Below are 14,623 nucleotides of genomic sequence, written 5' to 3'. Positions count from 1 at the left end.
AAACAGGATTCAAGTCCTCGCACTTTAAAAACAAATTGCCCATGATTTCGGTCATGGGCATTTTACGTTTGTATAAGCATGACGAATCAACTTTTAAGACAATTTCAAAACCTTTCTAGCATCGGCACCGTGATCGCTATCGATGCTTCAGCGTGGAAAATTCGCCTCAAAATTGATGAAAATGAAACGGACTGGATTCCCATTCCAACGATGGCTGCAGGTATCGTCAAAGTTTGGCGATGCCCATCGTTAGGAGAACAATTTTCTGTTTCAGCCCAAGGCGGTGAGCTCACCAGTGCAGTCCCCCAGATCAGTCTTTTTTCTGATGCCTTCCCTCCTCCAAGTACCGACCCGAATGAAGTTTTTGTCCAGATCGGTGAGCATTTCTTAAGTGTCAATATTGAATCCGGAGAAGCCCTATTCAAATTAAACAAATGCACTTTTGATGTCCCGGAAACCATCTTTACTGGCAGCGTACATGCGGAAAAAGCCATTTCATCCAATGAAGATGTTACAGCTAAAGAAGTCAGCCTTGTGAAGCATCCTCATGGCAATGTCATGAATGGACCAGGACAAACAACGCAGCCCCTTCCCACTGGAGGTGTGAGCCATGATTAAAGGCATGTCACGGTACACAGGAAAAACCATTCGGGATGATGGGCAATTGCCTGCCCATCTTGAGCAATCTCTGCATGACATTTTAAGCACTTTACTCGGTACCCGAATATGCCGACGAAATTATGGTTCTCTTTTACCGCATTTAATTGATCAGCCCTGCAATGACATCACCAAATTAAAAATTATGAATGCATCAGCTACAGCCATTATCCGTTTTGAACCCCGGCTTAAAATCAAGCAGGTTCAGGTCAGTAGTACAGACAGTCAGAATGGATGGGATGTCACGCTCATCGGCACTTATTCACAATATAACCAAGATCAAACTTTCAAACAGAGCTATACATTTGGAGCAGCTGCATGAGCACCATGAACCGTGTCGATTTATCCTCATTACCTTTTCCGGATGTTCTTCAGCAATTAGATTTTGAAGCTGAACTTTTAGCCTGTAAGCAGGAGTTAATTTCAAGAGATCCAGAACTGAGCGACGTTCTTAATTTTGAAAGTGAGCCTTTGGTTAAACTACTGGAAACCTTTGCCTATCGTTTTTTGTTAAAGACCGGACAAATAAATGCAACCGCCAAAGCACTGATGTTGGCTTATGCCACCAAATCCGATTTAGACCATCTGGCTGCCAACCGTGATGTGTACCGAAAAACCATCATTCCTGCACAGCCCAATGCCATTCCCCCGATTGAAGCGGTGATGGAGTCGGATGAGGATTTACGTCGACGGGTGCATTTACAGCCTGAAAGCATGTCTGCAGGTTCAGTCGGTGCCTATCAGTTTTGGGGTCTAAGTGCACATGGCCATGTCAAAGATATTTCTGTCGAAACGCCAGAAGAAGGTCATGTCAATATTTGGGTACAAAGCCATATTGATGCAATTGCACCACAAACTTTACTTGATATCGTCGATGAGACTTTAGATCCAGATACCCGACGACCGTTCACCGATCAGGTTCATGTCAAAGCTGCGACCGTAGAAGAGTGGCAACTTAATGCAACCCTGGTTCTTTTTCCTGGCCCCGACTCTGCCGTGGTCAAAGCAGCTGCTGAAGCGGAGGTAAATTTATACATCGAAAAAATATCATCCTTGGGTTATGACGTAACGCGTAGCGGACTATTTCGATCCTTGCACCAGGGCGGTGTTCAAAATGTCATTTTAAATAGTCCAGCTTCCGATATTGTCCTACCAAAAAGCCGTTATTCGAAATGCACTGCGATTAATATCAATATTGTGGAGTTTACAGATGTCTAATCTTCTCCCACGAAATGCCACAAAACTAGAAAAAAATGTAGAGCAGCTTGGTGAAAAAATTTCCCTCATTCCAGTCCCTTTTGTGGATTTACACAGTATCGATCGTTGTCCTGTACCTCATTTGCCTTGGCTTGCGTGGGAGCACCGGGTCGAATATTGGCAGCCCGACTGGAATGAACAAGACAAGCGAAATGCCATCAGTGAAAGTGAGTCTTTTAATGCTGGGCGCGGCACACGATCATCTATCTCCAGTCTCCTCAGTACCGTCGTCGACAATTATCAATTAAAAGCATGGTATGAATTTAATCCGCCACAAAAGCCCTTTACTTTTGTGGTCATCATTAATTCTCAGTACCTGCTTTCAATTGAACAGTTATTGCAAGTTCATACCGCCATTGATGCGACCAAGTCCGTGCGAGATAACTATTCCGTTTCAGCCAAAGTACAAACTCTCTGCGATTTTTACCTCACCGGTTCAGTCACATCTGGCACCAAAATTCATTTAGAAAGTATGTAAAGAGAAAAATATGACTGCAAAATATTACGTCACACTCACCAATTATGGTGCAGAACTTGTTGCTGCAGCACACGACCTGCAATCCATCACATTGACTGAAATGGTGATTGGTGATGCAAATGGTATCCCCTACCAACCGATTGACCATACAGACTTAACCCAGCTCGTTCATCAAACCGCAGCTGTCGAAATCCGCGAAGTTAAAGTCGAAAATAATAGTGCGACTGTTTCAGCCATTATCCCTGCCAATGTGGGTGGCTTTAATATTCATGAAATCGGTCTAAAAGATGCTTCAGGAAAACTGGTGTATATCGGTAATTATCATGGTGCTTATAAACCGGTGATTGCTGAAGGTGGCGGTGGTGAACTTGAAATGGTCATCGACATTAAAGCCACAGCAGGTGCCCAGGCTTTAATTGAAATCAATCCACTCATCATTTCTGCAACTAAAACCTGGGTATTGGAAAAATTTAACGAGCTGATGGAAGCCATCAATAATAAAGAAGATATAAAAGTCGGTGATTTGTTCATCACGACTTCAAATTTTGCCAATTCTGCTGCGGTTGCAGACCATAAAAAATATGGGGTATGGGAAAAATTCGGTGATGGTCATGCCCTTGTTGCACGTGCCTCTGATACCAATGAACTTGCACCAGAATTCATGAAAACAATTGGTCATTCTGATGGTGAATATCAACATAAAATAACAAAGTCTGAAATGCCAGAACATGATCATATTGACGAGGGTTCACCGTACAATAAACTTGTGGCTTCACTAGGGGACATCACACCGGGTGATGGTGATGGCATGGGCGGTATCAATCCTGCAGGAGCTGCCTCACCGAATTACAATAGTACCTATCTTCAAACTTCAGATATTACTGCTGCACAGTTTACCAAGATGACGATTAAGAAAAATGGTGCTGGTCAAGCCCATAATAATATTCAACCCTCCATTATCGTTGACGTGTGGAAGCGAACAGCATAACCATTTTTTTCAAAATCCTGATTAAGCCTTAAACAGGATTTTGCTCATAGAATAAAAAAAGTCCTCCATTCATTATGACTCTAAAAGTACAACCCCTTTTGGAGTCTAAACAATGGCTGAACGTCATCACGGTATTACAGGCCGAGAAACAGCTTCTGGAAAAATCCCGATTCGCGATGCAGCGACTGCTGTGATTGCCATGCTTGCCTATGCAGATGATGCGGACGAAGAAGCTTTTCCGCTGAATACCCCTATCCTGGTCACCTCAATCAATCGCGTTTTACCTAAAGCCGGTGTGACAGGCAATTTACGTAAAAATCTGGAAATCATTTCTCAAATTACATCACCAACCTTGGTGGTAATTCGAATTGAGAACCCATATAGCCCCTCATTAGATCAGTCGACCGTTATTGGCACCACAGATGAATTCGGTCAGCGTACAGGTCTTCAAGCCTTACTGACGGTTAAATCAGTTTTGGGAATTACTCCTAAGATTATTTGTGTACCGGATGTTGAAACGGTTGATGTTACCAATGCCATCGGTGCGATTTGCAAAAAGCTACGTGCCTATTCATACATCACACCACGCGATGCTGAAGGCATGATTATGAAATCGGCTGAAGCTGTGGCGAATTTTCGTCAAATGTTGGCATTTCGTGAAATTGAAATCATCTGGCCAGAATTCACCAGCGGTAATGTGTTCCTGGGCAGCGGTGATTCCGATCTGGAATTTACTGATATTTCACTTCAAACAACTCCAGCAGATCGCTCTTTCGTTACCCTGACTTATGACCTGTATCGTAATGGTCAAAAAGTAGAGTCCAATCAAACTGTCGGTGATCCAGAACCTGACAGTACCTCCGGTTCATTTATCAACTGCATAGAAACTATTTTTCAATCCTACCCTGATATTTCAATAGATCAGGGCGGTGGTGGCATTGCACATTTCAGCACTCGCAATGGATACCGCATTTTAGGCAATAAAGGTGATTTAGAAAAAGAGTCTATCCGTCTGGTATTCAAACAAAATCCATCTCAAGAAGATGACCTCTTTCCAATGCTTATAGATCGTTATAGCGGACAACCTTTTAATAGTCCGATTGAGCTGATTACTTTGGGCAAAACCATGTATGAAGGATTCTAATTCTCATGACTTTAAAATATGGAACAGGCATTTTTACTGCTGCCGTCGCTGCTGCTGCATTACGTGCTGAAACGGATCAAAAAGTCGGGTGGCATAAATCACTCTCCAATATTCCCGTGATAGGTCCAACAGGAATCAGCCAGCCGATTACCTGGGATCTGGAAGATCCTGACACCGATACCGGTTATTTAAATAGCCAGGACATCACCACCATGATCCAGCATATGGGTTTCCGTTTTTGGGGCAATCGCAACTGTTCAGATGACATTCGCTTTTCCTTTGAAGTGGCGACACGTTCAGCCCAGTTCTTATTGGACACCATTATTAATGGCTGTTTTCCTTTCATGGACCAACCGCTGACCCCTTTTCTGGCCAAAGATATTATTGACTCGATTAATGCCAAGTTGCGTGAACATGTCGATGCCAAGCATTTGATAGGTGCATCGGTCTGGTACGACCAGGCTGAAAATTCAGTCGAGCAGTTATCGCAAGGTGTGATGTGGATTGATTACGACTTTACCCCTGTCCCTACGCTTGAAAACCTGGGATTAAACCAACGTATTACCGACCGTTATCTAGTTGACTTTGCTCAAATGATTAATGGCGCAAATACCACTGAAGGAATCTAAGCCATGCTTCCACGTACGCTCAAAAACTTTAATGTATTTGTGGATACATACTCATGGGCAGGTGTCGCTGAAAGCGTCACCATTCCCAAAATCACCAAGAAGACTGAAGACTATCGTGGCGCAGGCATGATTGGTGATATTGCTTTGTCAATGGGCTATGAAAAACTTGAAGGCGAAGTTGTCTATGCCGGTTTTGATGTCAAACAATACCGTCAGCTCGGTGTCTGTGGTACTTCAGATTTACCTGTTCGTTTTGTCGGTGTCTATGAACGTCAGGACAATTGCACCTCCCAAACCGTAGAAATCTATACCCGCGGCCAAGCCATCGAACTTGATCCGGGTGATTCCAAAAATGGCGAAAAGACAGAAATCAAAATGTCTTACAACTTTACTTACTACCGCATGGAAGTGGATGGGGTAGTCGAAGTTGAACTGGATTTCGTCAATGGTACCGAGCATTTTGGCTCAACTAATATCGCTCAAGAAATCAAAAAATTACTTGGTCTGTAAAGACCAGGTTATTCCCCCTATTCAATTTATTTGAGAAATCAATATGACTCCTGAAGCACAGCAACAAAACCAAGAAGCGATTCAAGATCCGAACATGATCACAGTCAATTTTGACGAAGGTTTTAAGCGTGGTGAACAAACCATTACTGAAATTGTAATCCGTAAACCAAAAACCCGTGCCCTTCGTGGTTTAACCCTGGTCAACGTATTACAGCTTGATGTGGATACGTTGGCAAAACTTGCTCCACGTATTACCACACCGACGATGTCGGAAAATGATGTTTATGACCTCAGCCCTTCTGACCTGACCAAACTCAGCAAGGAAGTGATTGGTTTTTTCGTGAAAACCGAGGAAGAAGACTTCCAGTAAGTACCGACGATGTCATCGCAGATCTGGCGGTGGTGTTTGGTTGGACACCGGCAGACTGTGATGATTATGAAATTGATGAATTAATGGATTGGCATGAACGTGCTCGAGCACGATGGGAAACAGATAGCAGATGAGTCAAATTAGCTTAAAAGCCATGTTGGAACTGGTGGACAAAGCCACTGCCCCACTCAAGGACATTATGGGCTCAAGTGAAAAGACCAGTGATGCTCTACGTGCCCAACGTGAAGAGTTAAAAAAACTGAGCAAATCGCAGTCGGATATTACGTCATTTCGACGTTTATCCACTGCCTTGAAGGGAACCCGAAAGGATCTTGAATCAGCGCAGCAGACGGTGGCAAGACTGGCCCAAGAGCATGCCAGTGTGCAAAAGCCTACCCGATCGATGATCAAGGAATTTGAGAAAGCCAAACTGAGCGTTAAATCGTTAAAACAAGCTGAACAGGATCAATTGCGACAATTACAAATGCTGCGTAACGGATTAAATCAGGCCGGAATCAGTACCAAATCTCTAGGTAGAGATGAGCGTGAATTAAAGTCGCGTATTGATGCATCAAGCCAAGCCCTGCAGCGAAAAAAGCAGCAGCTGGATAAACAGGTTGCAAGCCAGAAACGTATGAATGATCTGGTCAAGCAGCATAAAAGCACCCAGGAAATGATGGGCAAAGTTTCAGATACCGGAGTCAGAGCCGGTGCAGGTGCTGCAGTAGGTGCAGGTGCTTTGGCAGTACCCATTAAAGCTTATGCTGATGCTGAAGATGCGGCCACCACCCTTAAAGTCTCCATGATGCAATCGAATGGCCAAGTGGCCAAAGAATTTAATGACATCAATCAACTGGCCAATCAACTCGGCACCAAACTCCCGGGTACAACTGCCGACTTCCAACTGATGATGGCGAAACTGGTTCAGCAAGGCATCAGCTATAAAGCCATTCTAGGCGGTGTTGGCCAAGCATCCGGTTATCTTGCGGTGCAGTTAAAAATGCCTTTTGAAGAGGCAGCCGAATTTGCAGCCAAAATGCAGGATGCGACCAAGACCTCTGAAAAAGATATGTTGAGCCTGATGGATACAATTCAACGGTCGTACTATTTGGGCGTTGATTCCACCAATATGCTGCAAGGTTTTTCTAAATTATCTGCCGGGATGAAAACCATTAAAGCCGAAGGTTTAAAAGGTGCCCAGGCTATGGCTCCGCTTTTAGTCATGGCAGACCAGGCTGCAATGGCAGGTGAATCTGCAGGTAATGCCTACAGCAAAATCTTCTCATCGATGATGGACACCAAAGGGATTCAATCCGCCTTAAAAGGCTCAAAACTGTCGATGAACTTTACCGACGGCAAAGGTGAGTTCGGTGGTCTGGACAAGATGTTTAAGCAGCTCAGTAAACTTAAAGGCTTATCGACAGAGGCCCGTTTGCCGATATTGTCCGATATGTTTGGTAATGATGCTGAAACCATTCAAGCCTTGAATCTTTTGATTGATAAAGGTCAAGCCGGTTATAACGAAACCCTGGCAAAAATGAATGCCCAGGCAGATCTGCAAAAACGTGTCAATGAGCAGCTCGGTACCTTAAAAAATCTTTGGGATGCCGCTTCCGGTACATTTACCAGTGCAATGACCAACTTTGGTGCTGCAATTGCACCAGAACTCAAACAGGTCGTGACAGGTCTGACCGATGTTTCAGAAAGTATCGGCAACTGGTCTAAAGCCAATCCTGAACTCTCCAATGCCATCATGAAAACCATTGCAGTGATTGTCATTTTATTAGGTGCGTTCAGTGCAATCGCATTGGCACTAGTCACCCTACTCGGGCCGATGGCATTGCTTCGTTTGACCTTTGGCGTTTTGGGGGTTAAAGGCTTCAGCCTGATTAATGTAATCCGGCTAATTGGAGGGGCATTTTTATGGTTAGGTAAAGGGCTATTTATAGTCGGTCGTTTAATGATGACCAACCCTTTATTTCTGGCCATCGGTTTACTGGCGATTGCGGCTTACATGATTTACCGCAACTGGGGTCCAATCAAGCAATTCTTTATTTCACTCTGGGGCAGTATTTCTGCAGGTGCCTCAACTTTATGGCTCAACCTTAAATCATTTTTTAGTAGTGGCATTGCCAATATCAGCGCCACTATCCTGAACTGGTCACCAATCGGATTGTTTTATCGCGCCTTTGCTGCAGTGATGAATTATTTTGGTATTCAACTCCCGAGCACATTTACAGGCTTTGGCCAGATGCTGATGCAAGGTTTAGCCAACGGTATTAGTAATGGTATTGCTGGTGTGATTGGAAAAGCTAAGGCAGCAGCAGCACAGATAACCAATACCGTTAAAGGCGCTTTTGGCATCCATTCCCCTAGCCGGGTTTTTGCTCAACTCGGTGCATACAACATGCAGGGTTTAGCCAACGGGATCTCAAACAACAGTCATCTGGCCAACACTGCAGTAACCACAGCCAGTAAGGATATGTTGGGTTATTTTGATTCTGGAACAATTCAATTTGATTCTCGTCCACCGATTGCTTCAAACAATAACAATTCAATGACGGCCGCCATGCCTGTACAGCAAGTTTTCAACATTTATGCAGCACCCGGTATGGATGAAAAATTCCTGGCACAAATGGTCGCGATTGAAGTCGCCAAAGCACAACGTCCGCAAGCATCTGGAAATGTTCGCAGTTACAGCGATTTAGATTAGGAGGAAAAACCATGTTGATGAGTTTAGGACAATTTATTTTTAACACCAGTTCTCTGGCATTTAAAGAAATCCAGCGACAACGTTCGTGGAATTATGCAGACAATGCCGTGGCATTTGGCCGGGCCAAAAAACAGTTTATGGGTTCAGGTCAGGATAGCGTTTCTCTCCCTGGTCTCATCTATGAAGAATATGGATTCGGTAGCCGTTTTGCCTTGGATGAACTGGCCAGCATGGCCGATACAGGACAAGGTTTCGTGCTGATGGATGGCTCCGGTTACTTGTATGGAGTCTATGTTATAGACAATATCGACGAGACCAAATCATTTCTTGTCGATAATGGTGTACCACGCAAAGTAGATTACACGCTAAAACTTTCCCGTACCGATGATGATCGGATTGAAAATCAAGCTGCACCTGAACGCATGGATGATTCGGTATGATTAAAACCCCAGTTTGCATTATCACTGCCAACAACAAGCCATTAAACCCGCTGATTTCTAGCCGAATTATCAGTGTCAACGTGACAGATAACCGTGCCAATGAAGCAGATGAACTGAGTATTGTTTTAGATGATTCCGACGGTGCTTTAGAGTTACCCAAACGTGGGGTAAAGCTGAATTGCAAGATGGGCTTTTTAGGTGAAAATATTCATGATAAAGGCGACTTTATTGTCGATGAAACAGAGTGGTCTGGTACACCGGATCTCATCACCGTGAAAGCCTCCAGTGCCAATTTCAAAAGCAAGATTAAGGAAGCAAAGTCAAAATCTTATCACCGTAAAAAGTTCGGTGATATAGCCTCTGAAATTGCCAAAAATCATGATCTAACACTAGTCATGGCCAACGATTTAAAAAATATTGATTTAAACCATGTTGATCAGACCAATGAATCGGATCTGAATCTTTTACAACGACTGGCCAAACAAAATGGTGCTGCAATGGCGGTGAAAAAAGATCGCTTACTTATCTTCAAAGCCAGTTCTGCAAAGACGGCTTCGGGTAAAGATTTACCTTTCATAATTTTGACCAGAAACGACGGGGATCAATTTCGTTACAGTGAACAGGATCGTGAATCTGACCATACTGGTGTATCAGCCAGTTATCAGGACATTGGCAAAGCGAAACGTGAGAAAGCGATTACAGGCGAAAAAGGAAAAGTGAAACATTTGAAAGGAACATTTGCAAATAAAGAAGAAGCTGAACGTGCAAGCAAAGCAAAGATGGCTGAAATTAAACGGCAGATGGCAAAGTTCAGTATCACCACGGCTTATGGCATACCTGAAATTAGTACTGAGTCACCGGTGAAACTACAGGGCTTTAAAACGGAAGTGGATAAGCTGAAATGGGTTGTTGAAAAAGCCACTCATAGTTATGCTAAAAGTGGCGGATTAACTTCACAAATAGATCTGGAATCTTCAATTTAATGTTATTGGTTTTTAGGAATATATTTTACTTTCAAATCATCATAAATTTCTATTGCAGCATCAATCCCCACAAATAAAAGCCCTGAAATAATAGCAATACCAGTACCAATAATAAGCGTACCGAATTCTCCAACTACTATTAACCAGCCATCAACCTCAAAAGGAGTGAACCAATTCCATTTTTTAATAATGAATACTAAAATTTTATTTATAGGAATAATAACAATCGAAGATAGATAAGCCCCTATCAGAATAAGCCTTTTATTTTTATAATTTTTTTTAGATGATGGTGCTGTAAGAAAAATCTGATTATCTTCAATGGATGTTTTAATAAAATGACGTGCAGTAATTAATTTTTTAATCACTAAAAAAAAACGCTGTGGAAACTCTTTAATTACATAGTCAACTTCTAAATGACTAGTTTTTTCAGAACATACTAATGCTTGTGCAGCACAGTCCTTTTCGAACTTATCTTTATCAGAATTATAATAATTGTCTAAATATTCTTTTACAGCTTCTAACCTATTGAGATAAAATTTTCTTTTATGCGAAAATCTTTTAGCTTTATCTAACCAAACAAAAAAAGGAATAATAGCAAGAAATATAGGCAATATTTTAATTAACACGTCAATAGTTATCATTTTAATTCTTAATTAAAAATTTTAGTAAAAATACTAACATAGCCATTGAAAGACCATGCATCTTGATAGAAAAGAACAATTGTAAATACTAATAAAAGAGCCGTTATTATTATTGAAATCCACATCTTAAATCCAACTGAGCATGCTTTTTTATTAAGTTCATTTTTTACCGCATTAATCTGAGTTGACTCACCTTCAAATTTTAATGATAAATTATCAAAAATAGATTGATACTCTTCCTTCATCGAAATAAGTGTATTTCTATGACCCCATATATTCATAATAAGAATTAGAACAACACTGCTCACTGTAATTAATACTATAAAGTTCTTAGATGCATCAAAATCAGTATCTACCTTCCTAGTAATTTGTGCAGTTACAAACCAAATTCCAGCAGGAACTGCCAGCATTTTTGTAGCAACAGAATCAAAAGATTCATTCATTTTTTTTATGTATTCAGTTCTTTTCTCTAGATATTCTTTTCTAACTTTATCAAAACTATAATTATCCACATAACTTTGATAACTATGATTAATATTATGAATTAAAGGATTTAAATTCTGAATAATATGAATAAAACGATTATTTTCATCTTGATCTTTAATAAAGTTCGTCACTTCTTTTGTCATTAAATGAATGATAGCTTCTCTATGCATATCTTTATTCATTAAACTTTCAAGCGATTCGCTATCTATAGGACTTTTCAAGCAGTTTTCTGTTAGATTAAAACTGAATTTATAGGAGCGATTAAAAAAAATAGTTCCTGGATCACTCTTGGTTTGTTCAGTCAAAAACTGAATAAACTCGAAGACTTTTCCTACTTTCAAATAATTTTTATATTTTTCATTCTGCGAGGACTTATCAAAATAAGAGTCGGAAGCTGTAAAATAAACTTCATGCACAGGATTTGTCACATAATGCTCAAAACTAAGTAGTTCATTCCAGTCTGCACATATAAGGAATTCATCTCCTTTGTTAAGATTATTTTTTTCTAATTCAATTTGAAATAACCAGTCATCATTTGAAAACTTACTTTCAAATTTTTCAATAACGTTATCAATATCTATAGATGTGACATTCTGTGATGTTATTTTTTTAACTTTAATACTTGAAGCAGCCAAACCTGCTTCGCAGATCATTTTAAATTTTAAAACAGAATTTGAATCAAATTTAAACCAACCTACAAATTTATCATGAAAGTCTTCCCTGCCTTCCAGTGACAGTAAAATCTCACGATAAATTTGTAATTGGCTATCTATCATTTCTGATCTACCTGATTAAGGTTTTTTGTAGCACTTTCAATATCATTTAAAAATTCTGCTGTTAAAAGGCTTTCATCAATTTCAAGTTTACCATTTTTGCGGAAGATACGTCGTCCTATAAGATGGCGAGCAATGCTCAATGAAACATCCCTGTTACGACTGCTTACTTTTTTAAAGCCGTTAAGTACACCTTTACTGATCGAAATATTGTCAGAGATATTATGTGTATTGGATGCATATATAAAAAAGTCTTAACTCTTTTCAGGAAAAACACGCTTGGCTATATTTCCAAGTAAAACATCATTATTATTTTTCAAGCAGTCAGATACATAAGCGTGGGTTTCCATGAGCTTCTTATCAACTTCCTCCTGAATCATCATATTTTTTTCAGAGTTCTCATCAGGGATATGACTAAATTCTTCTTTTACAAAGTCTTCAACCGCAGTCTTAAGCTTCTGAGTCTCTTCTTTAGCAGCGTTTGCATCAACAATACAACCAATAAAATTCTGAAAATAATCCCGAACTTCATCAGCATGACCTTTCTTAAAACGAATATATCTGTTGGATACATCTTCCAACCATTCTGAAATGTTAATAGTCGCTCCAATATGGAGTTTATCAATATCCAATATTTCACGAACGACAAAGTTCAACTCACCATCAACATCAGTTCCCTTAGTCTTGTTAATTACAGCAACAGCAAGTCTGATCTGAGCAGCGGATTCATACTCAAAAAAGACTAGATATCCCCCATTAATCCTTTTATCCTTCGTTAAGATCGATTCAAAATGCTGTGCAAGCTGCTTTGTCATTTCTACAAAATCTGAACAGTCCACAAGCTCATCATAGAAATCTTTTAACTTTTGCTCAAAAGCTGGTAATGCTGAAGTATCATCATTCAATGCGAACTCGCCGACATAAAGATTCGCTTTAGCAAACATACGTATGAGGCCAACAGCCAATTCTGCATCCAGTTTTGATACATCATTTTCTTCATTTTTAATATTTGAAATGATTATATCTTCATCATTATCCGCTTTAGCCCTGCGTACCTCATGAATAATAATGTGTTGAATTCCCATGCTATCCCCAAAAATATTATTAAACTTCTGTGTTTTATTGAGGTCTTTATAGCATTTTCACAAAGTTATGAAAACAACTAACTTAGGTTAGGCGACATAACTTTTCGCATAAAAAAGCCCAATCATTGATTGGGCTTATCATCTTTTTTCAGATACTAACTAATTATATTATTTATTAGGATTTTCGGTGCCTGTTGGAGCTGATGTTTCTGTTCGACTTGAAACTGCAGTATTTTGCAAGGTTTTAATTAAGTCTGTGGTTACCTTTGTCTGTTCTACTAGCGTTTTCAATACATCCATATCTGATGAGGTAGCTTTTTCAGGTTCATACAATGTTACGCCAAAATATTTATCTGCGAGCTTTGTTTTTATTTCGACCACCTTATCTTGAATATCTTTAGAATAGGATGTAAAAGCATGTAATTCATTCATTGTTTGACGTGCTTGGTTGGCAAACCTTCTATGTTTATCACCTTCTCGTGATAAATAAACACCAATAAATACTAACGTCAAAACTAATGGTAGTTTTATAAGTAGTGACTTAGTATCGCTGAATCTTTTAAGCCACTCTGATTCAACATCACTAAGAATTAAGAATGATAATGAAGCAAATGCAAAGAAGCCAAGAATCAGATAAATAATCAAGGCTATCCGCCTAAAGGAATTAGCTATTTTAATCTCGTCATTAAAAACTTTTTCATAAATAGATCTCGTTTCATTATTAATATACAAACCCTTTATTTCATTGATAAACTTTTCTGAACTCTCAACATTATTAAGCAACAATGCAACTTGATTGTATTGACATACGATATCAGAAACCTTTCTTTTAGCCGCTATAGTTTCAGTTTTCATTCCCTCAAGATGATCTTTAAATCTTTTCTTATAATCACCATTATCTTCAATGTACTCATTAATCTTATTATCTAAACTTTCTATTTTATCATATTTTAAATTATAATCTTTTATCAAAGTATAATAATTTGCATTAAACCAAAACAATGGAGTGCTCCACTCCTCGCGTTTAATTTTAATAAAAATATCAGGTTTTAATGATTTTAAATGAAAGTCCTTAATCAACTCTTGTGATTTTTCATCTTCATAATTTACTTCTTCACTACCAACCCTATTAAAATCAAAAAAGTTGATCATATTATCAATATAATCTTCATCTAGCAGTAGAAAAAACTTATATTTTTCTTTTTGTTTAAATACATCAATAATATACTCAATTTTATTTTTTGCATCTACTACATTTGACCATTCCTTACTTGTGAATTTATCTTCTAATAACTCACTATAATACTTTAAAACTCTAATAAAACCCTTTTCTATCTTTAATAAATTCTCTATTTTTTTATTATAAAACTCATTTTTATGTGTAATACTTTTATCAATTAAAGAAATATTATCAACCTTTGTTTTTAATAATTCTATTTCAGTTGACTCATATAATTCTTTTTTCTCAC

The 14,623-nt window shown here is 39.4% G+C and carries 18 protein-coding genes; 13 read left to right on the top strand and 5 right to left on the bottom strand.

The genetic code is table 11. The annotated features are described in order from the left end of the window. Window positions 1–78: 78 nt before the first annotated feature. The 13 genes from E0H89_RS15485 (at window position 79) to E0H89_RS15425 (ending at window position 10,169) form a co-directional block, all read left to right on the top strand. Entirely contained in the window at window positions 79–618 is a 540-nt protein-coding gene (locus E0H89_RS15485; protein ID WP_250697885.1) for a phage baseplate assembly protein V, read from the top strand. Between the two features lie 4 nt (window positions 619–622). Next, window positions 623–979 carry a GPW/gp25 family protein gene (locus E0H89_RS15480; protein WP_250697884.1) on the top strand — a complete coding sequence of 119 codons (357 nt, stop codon included), beginning with the start codon at window positions 623–625 and terminating at the stop codon, window positions 977–979. Beyond that, window positions 976–1,875 (top strand): baseplate assembly protein, encoded by a 900-nt coding sequence (locus E0H89_RS15475; RefSeq protein ID WP_131218297.1) that lies wholly within the window; start codon window positions 976–978, stop codon window positions 1,873–1,875. Before E0H89_RS15480 ends, E0H89_RS15475 begins: the two co-directional genes overlap by 4 nt. After that, on the top strand, window positions 1,868–2,392 hold the full coding sequence (locus tag E0H89_RS15470) for a phage tail protein I (RefSeq protein WP_131218295.1): 525 nt from the start codon (window positions 1,868–1,870) through the stop codon (window positions 2,390–2,392). The genes E0H89_RS15475 and E0H89_RS15470 overlap by 8 nt, the downstream gene beginning before the upstream one ends. Window positions 2,393–2,402: 10 nt before the next feature. After that, window positions 2,403–3,380 (top strand): phage tail-collar fiber domain-containing protein, encoded by a 978-nt coding sequence (locus E0H89_RS15465; RefSeq protein WP_131218293.1) that lies wholly within the window; start codon window positions 2,403–2,405, stop codon window positions 3,378–3,380. Window positions 3,381–3,492: 112 nt separating this feature from the next. Beyond that, window positions 3,493–4,524: a phage tail sheath protein gene (locus E0H89_RS15460; protein ID WP_131218291.1), complete on the top strand. Its 1,032-nt coding sequence runs from the start codon at window positions 3,493–3,495 to the stop codon at window positions 4,522–4,524. Between the two features lie 5 nt (window positions 4,525–4,529). Then, on the top strand, window positions 4,530–5,153 hold the full coding sequence (locus E0H89_RS15455; RefSeq protein WP_131218289.1) for a phage tail sheath subtilisin-like domain-containing protein: 624 nt from the start codon (window positions 4,530–4,532) through the stop codon (window positions 5,151–5,153). Window positions 5,154–5,156: 3 nt separating this feature from the next. Beyond that, a complete protein-coding gene (locus E0H89_RS15450; protein ID WP_131218287.1) occupies window positions 5,157–5,663 on the top strand; it encodes a phage major tail tube protein in 507 nt (168 codons plus the stop codon). Between the two features lie 43 nt (window positions 5,664–5,706). Next, entirely contained in the window at window positions 5,707–6,033 is a 327-nt protein-coding gene (locus tag E0H89_RS15445; RefSeq protein ID WP_131218285.1) for a phage tail assembly protein, read from the top strand. Between the two features lie 14 nt (window positions 6,034–6,047). Beyond that, entirely contained in the window at window positions 6,048–6,167 is a 120-nt protein-coding gene (locus E0H89_RS15440; RefSeq protein WP_131218329.1) for a GpE family phage tail protein, read from the top strand. Then, the gene (locus tag E0H89_RS15435) at window positions 6,164–8,746 is read left to right on the top strand and encodes a phage tail tape measure protein (RefSeq protein WP_131218283.1); all 2,583 of its coding nucleotides are present in this window, start codon (window positions 6,164–6,166) and stop codon (window positions 8,744–8,746) included. The genes E0H89_RS15440 and E0H89_RS15435 overlap by 4 nt, the downstream gene beginning before the upstream one ends. 11 nt (window positions 8,747–8,757) lie before the next feature. Beyond that, entirely contained in the window at window positions 8,758–9,186 is a 429-nt protein-coding gene (locus E0H89_RS15430; RefSeq protein WP_131218281.1) for a phage tail protein, read from the top strand. Then, window positions 9,183–10,169, top strand: a complete 987-nt coding sequence (locus E0H89_RS15425; RefSeq protein WP_131218279.1) for a contractile injection system protein, VgrG/Pvc8 family — start codon at window positions 9,183–9,185, stop codon at window positions 10,167–10,169. The genes E0H89_RS15430 and E0H89_RS15425 overlap by 4 nt, the downstream gene beginning before the upstream one ends. A 2-nt stretch (window positions 10,170–10,171) precedes the next feature. On the opposite strand, the gene E0H89_RS15420 is transcribed toward E0H89_RS15425, so the two are convergent. The 5 genes from E0H89_RS15420 to E0H89_RS16515 all read right to left on the bottom strand — a co-directional run. Further along, window positions 10,172–10,810, bottom strand: coding sequence for a hypothetical protein (locus E0H89_RS15420; protein ID WP_131218277.1), 639 nt, complete (start codon window positions 10,808–10,810; stop codon window positions 10,172–10,174). A gap of 8 nt (window positions 10,811–10,818) precedes the next feature. After that, window positions 10,819–12,072: a hypothetical protein gene (locus E0H89_RS15415; protein WP_131218274.1), complete on the bottom strand. Its 1,254-nt coding sequence runs from the start codon at window positions 12,070–12,072 to the stop codon at window positions 10,819–10,821. After that, window positions 12,069–12,212: a hypothetical protein gene (locus E0H89_RS16570; protein ID WP_205755867.1), complete on the bottom strand. Its 144-nt coding sequence runs from the start codon at window positions 12,210–12,212 to the stop codon at window positions 12,069–12,071. The genes E0H89_RS15415 and E0H89_RS16570 overlap by 4 nt, the downstream gene beginning before the upstream one ends. A gap of 111 nt (window positions 12,213–12,323) precedes the next feature. Next, on the bottom strand, window positions 12,324–13,154 hold the full coding sequence (locus E0H89_RS15410; RefSeq protein WP_205755866.1) for a nucleoid-associated protein: 831 nt from the start codon (window positions 13,152–13,154) through the stop codon (window positions 12,324–12,326). Between the two features lie 168 nt (window positions 13,155–13,322). Beyond that, window positions 13,323–14,623, bottom strand: a 1,301-nt coding sequence (locus tag E0H89_RS16515) for a hypothetical protein (protein ID WP_165494066.1), incomplete at its 5' end; no start/stop codon positions are given.

It is taken from the genome of Acinetobacter sp. ANC 3781 (assembly GCF_004331285.1).
Classification (GTDB): domain Bacteria; phylum Pseudomonadota; class Gammaproteobacteria; order Pseudomonadales; family Moraxellaceae; genus Acinetobacter.
Note: the sequence above shows the minus strand (reverse complement) of the source record. Positions and strands in the feature narration are given on the sequence as shown.

What these genes read in the sequence shown, in the direction of transcription:
- E0H89_RS15485 (WP_250697885.1), top strand. Translation starts at nt 79, where the DNA reads ATGACGAATCAACTTTTAAGACAATTTCAAAACCTTTCTAGCATCGGC.
- E0H89_RS15480 (WP_250697884.1), top strand. Translation starts at nt 623, where the DNA reads ATGTCACGGTACACAGGAAAAACCATTCGGGATGATGGGCAATTGCCT.
- E0H89_RS15475 (WP_131218297.1), top strand. Translation starts at nt 976, where the DNA reads ATGAGCACCATGAACCGTGTCGATTTATCCTCATTACCTTTTCCGGAT.
- E0H89_RS15470 (WP_131218295.1), top strand. Translation starts at nt 1,868, where the DNA reads ATGTCTAATCTTCTCCCACGAAATGCCACAAAACTAGAAAAAAATGTA.
- E0H89_RS15465 (WP_131218293.1), top strand. Translation starts at nt 2,403, where the DNA reads ATGACTGCAAAATATTACGTCACACTCACCAATTATGGTGCAGAACTT.
- E0H89_RS15460 (WP_131218291.1), top strand. Translation starts at nt 3,493, where the DNA reads ATGGCTGAACGTCATCACGGTATTACAGGCCGAGAAACAGCTTCTGGA.
- E0H89_RS15455 (WP_131218289.1), top strand. Translation starts at nt 4,530, where the DNA reads ATGACTTTAAAATATGGAACAGGCATTTTTACTGCTGCCGTCGCTGCT.
- E0H89_RS15450 (WP_131218287.1), top strand. Translation starts at nt 5,157, where the DNA reads ATGCTTCCACGTACGCTCAAAAACTTTAATGTATTTGTGGATACATAC.
- E0H89_RS15445 (WP_131218285.1), top strand. Translation starts at nt 5,707, where the DNA reads ATGACTCCTGAAGCACAGCAACAAAACCAAGAAGCGATTCAAGATCCG.
- E0H89_RS15435 (WP_131218283.1), top strand. Translation starts at nt 6,164, where the DNA reads ATGAGTCAAATTAGCTTAAAAGCCATGTTGGAACTGGTGGACAAAGCC.
- E0H89_RS15430 (WP_131218281.1), top strand. Translation starts at nt 8,758, where the DNA reads ATGTTGATGAGTTTAGGACAATTTATTTTTAACACCAGTTCTCTGGCA.
- E0H89_RS15425 (WP_131218279.1), top strand. Translation starts at nt 9,183, where the DNA reads ATGATTAAAACCCCAGTTTGCATTATCACTGCCAACAACAAGCCATTA.
- E0H89_RS15420 (WP_131218277.1), bottom strand. Translation starts at nt 10,810, where the DNA reads ATGATAACTATTGACGTGTTAATTAAAATATTGCCTATATTTCTTGCT.
- E0H89_RS15415 (WP_131218274.1), bottom strand. Translation starts at nt 12,072, where the DNA reads ATGATAGATAGCCAATTACAAATTTATCGTGAGATTTTACTGTCACTG.
- E0H89_RS15410 (WP_205755866.1), bottom strand. Translation starts at nt 13,154, where the DNA reads ATGGGAATTCAACACATTATTATTCATGAGGTACGCAGGGCTAAAGCG.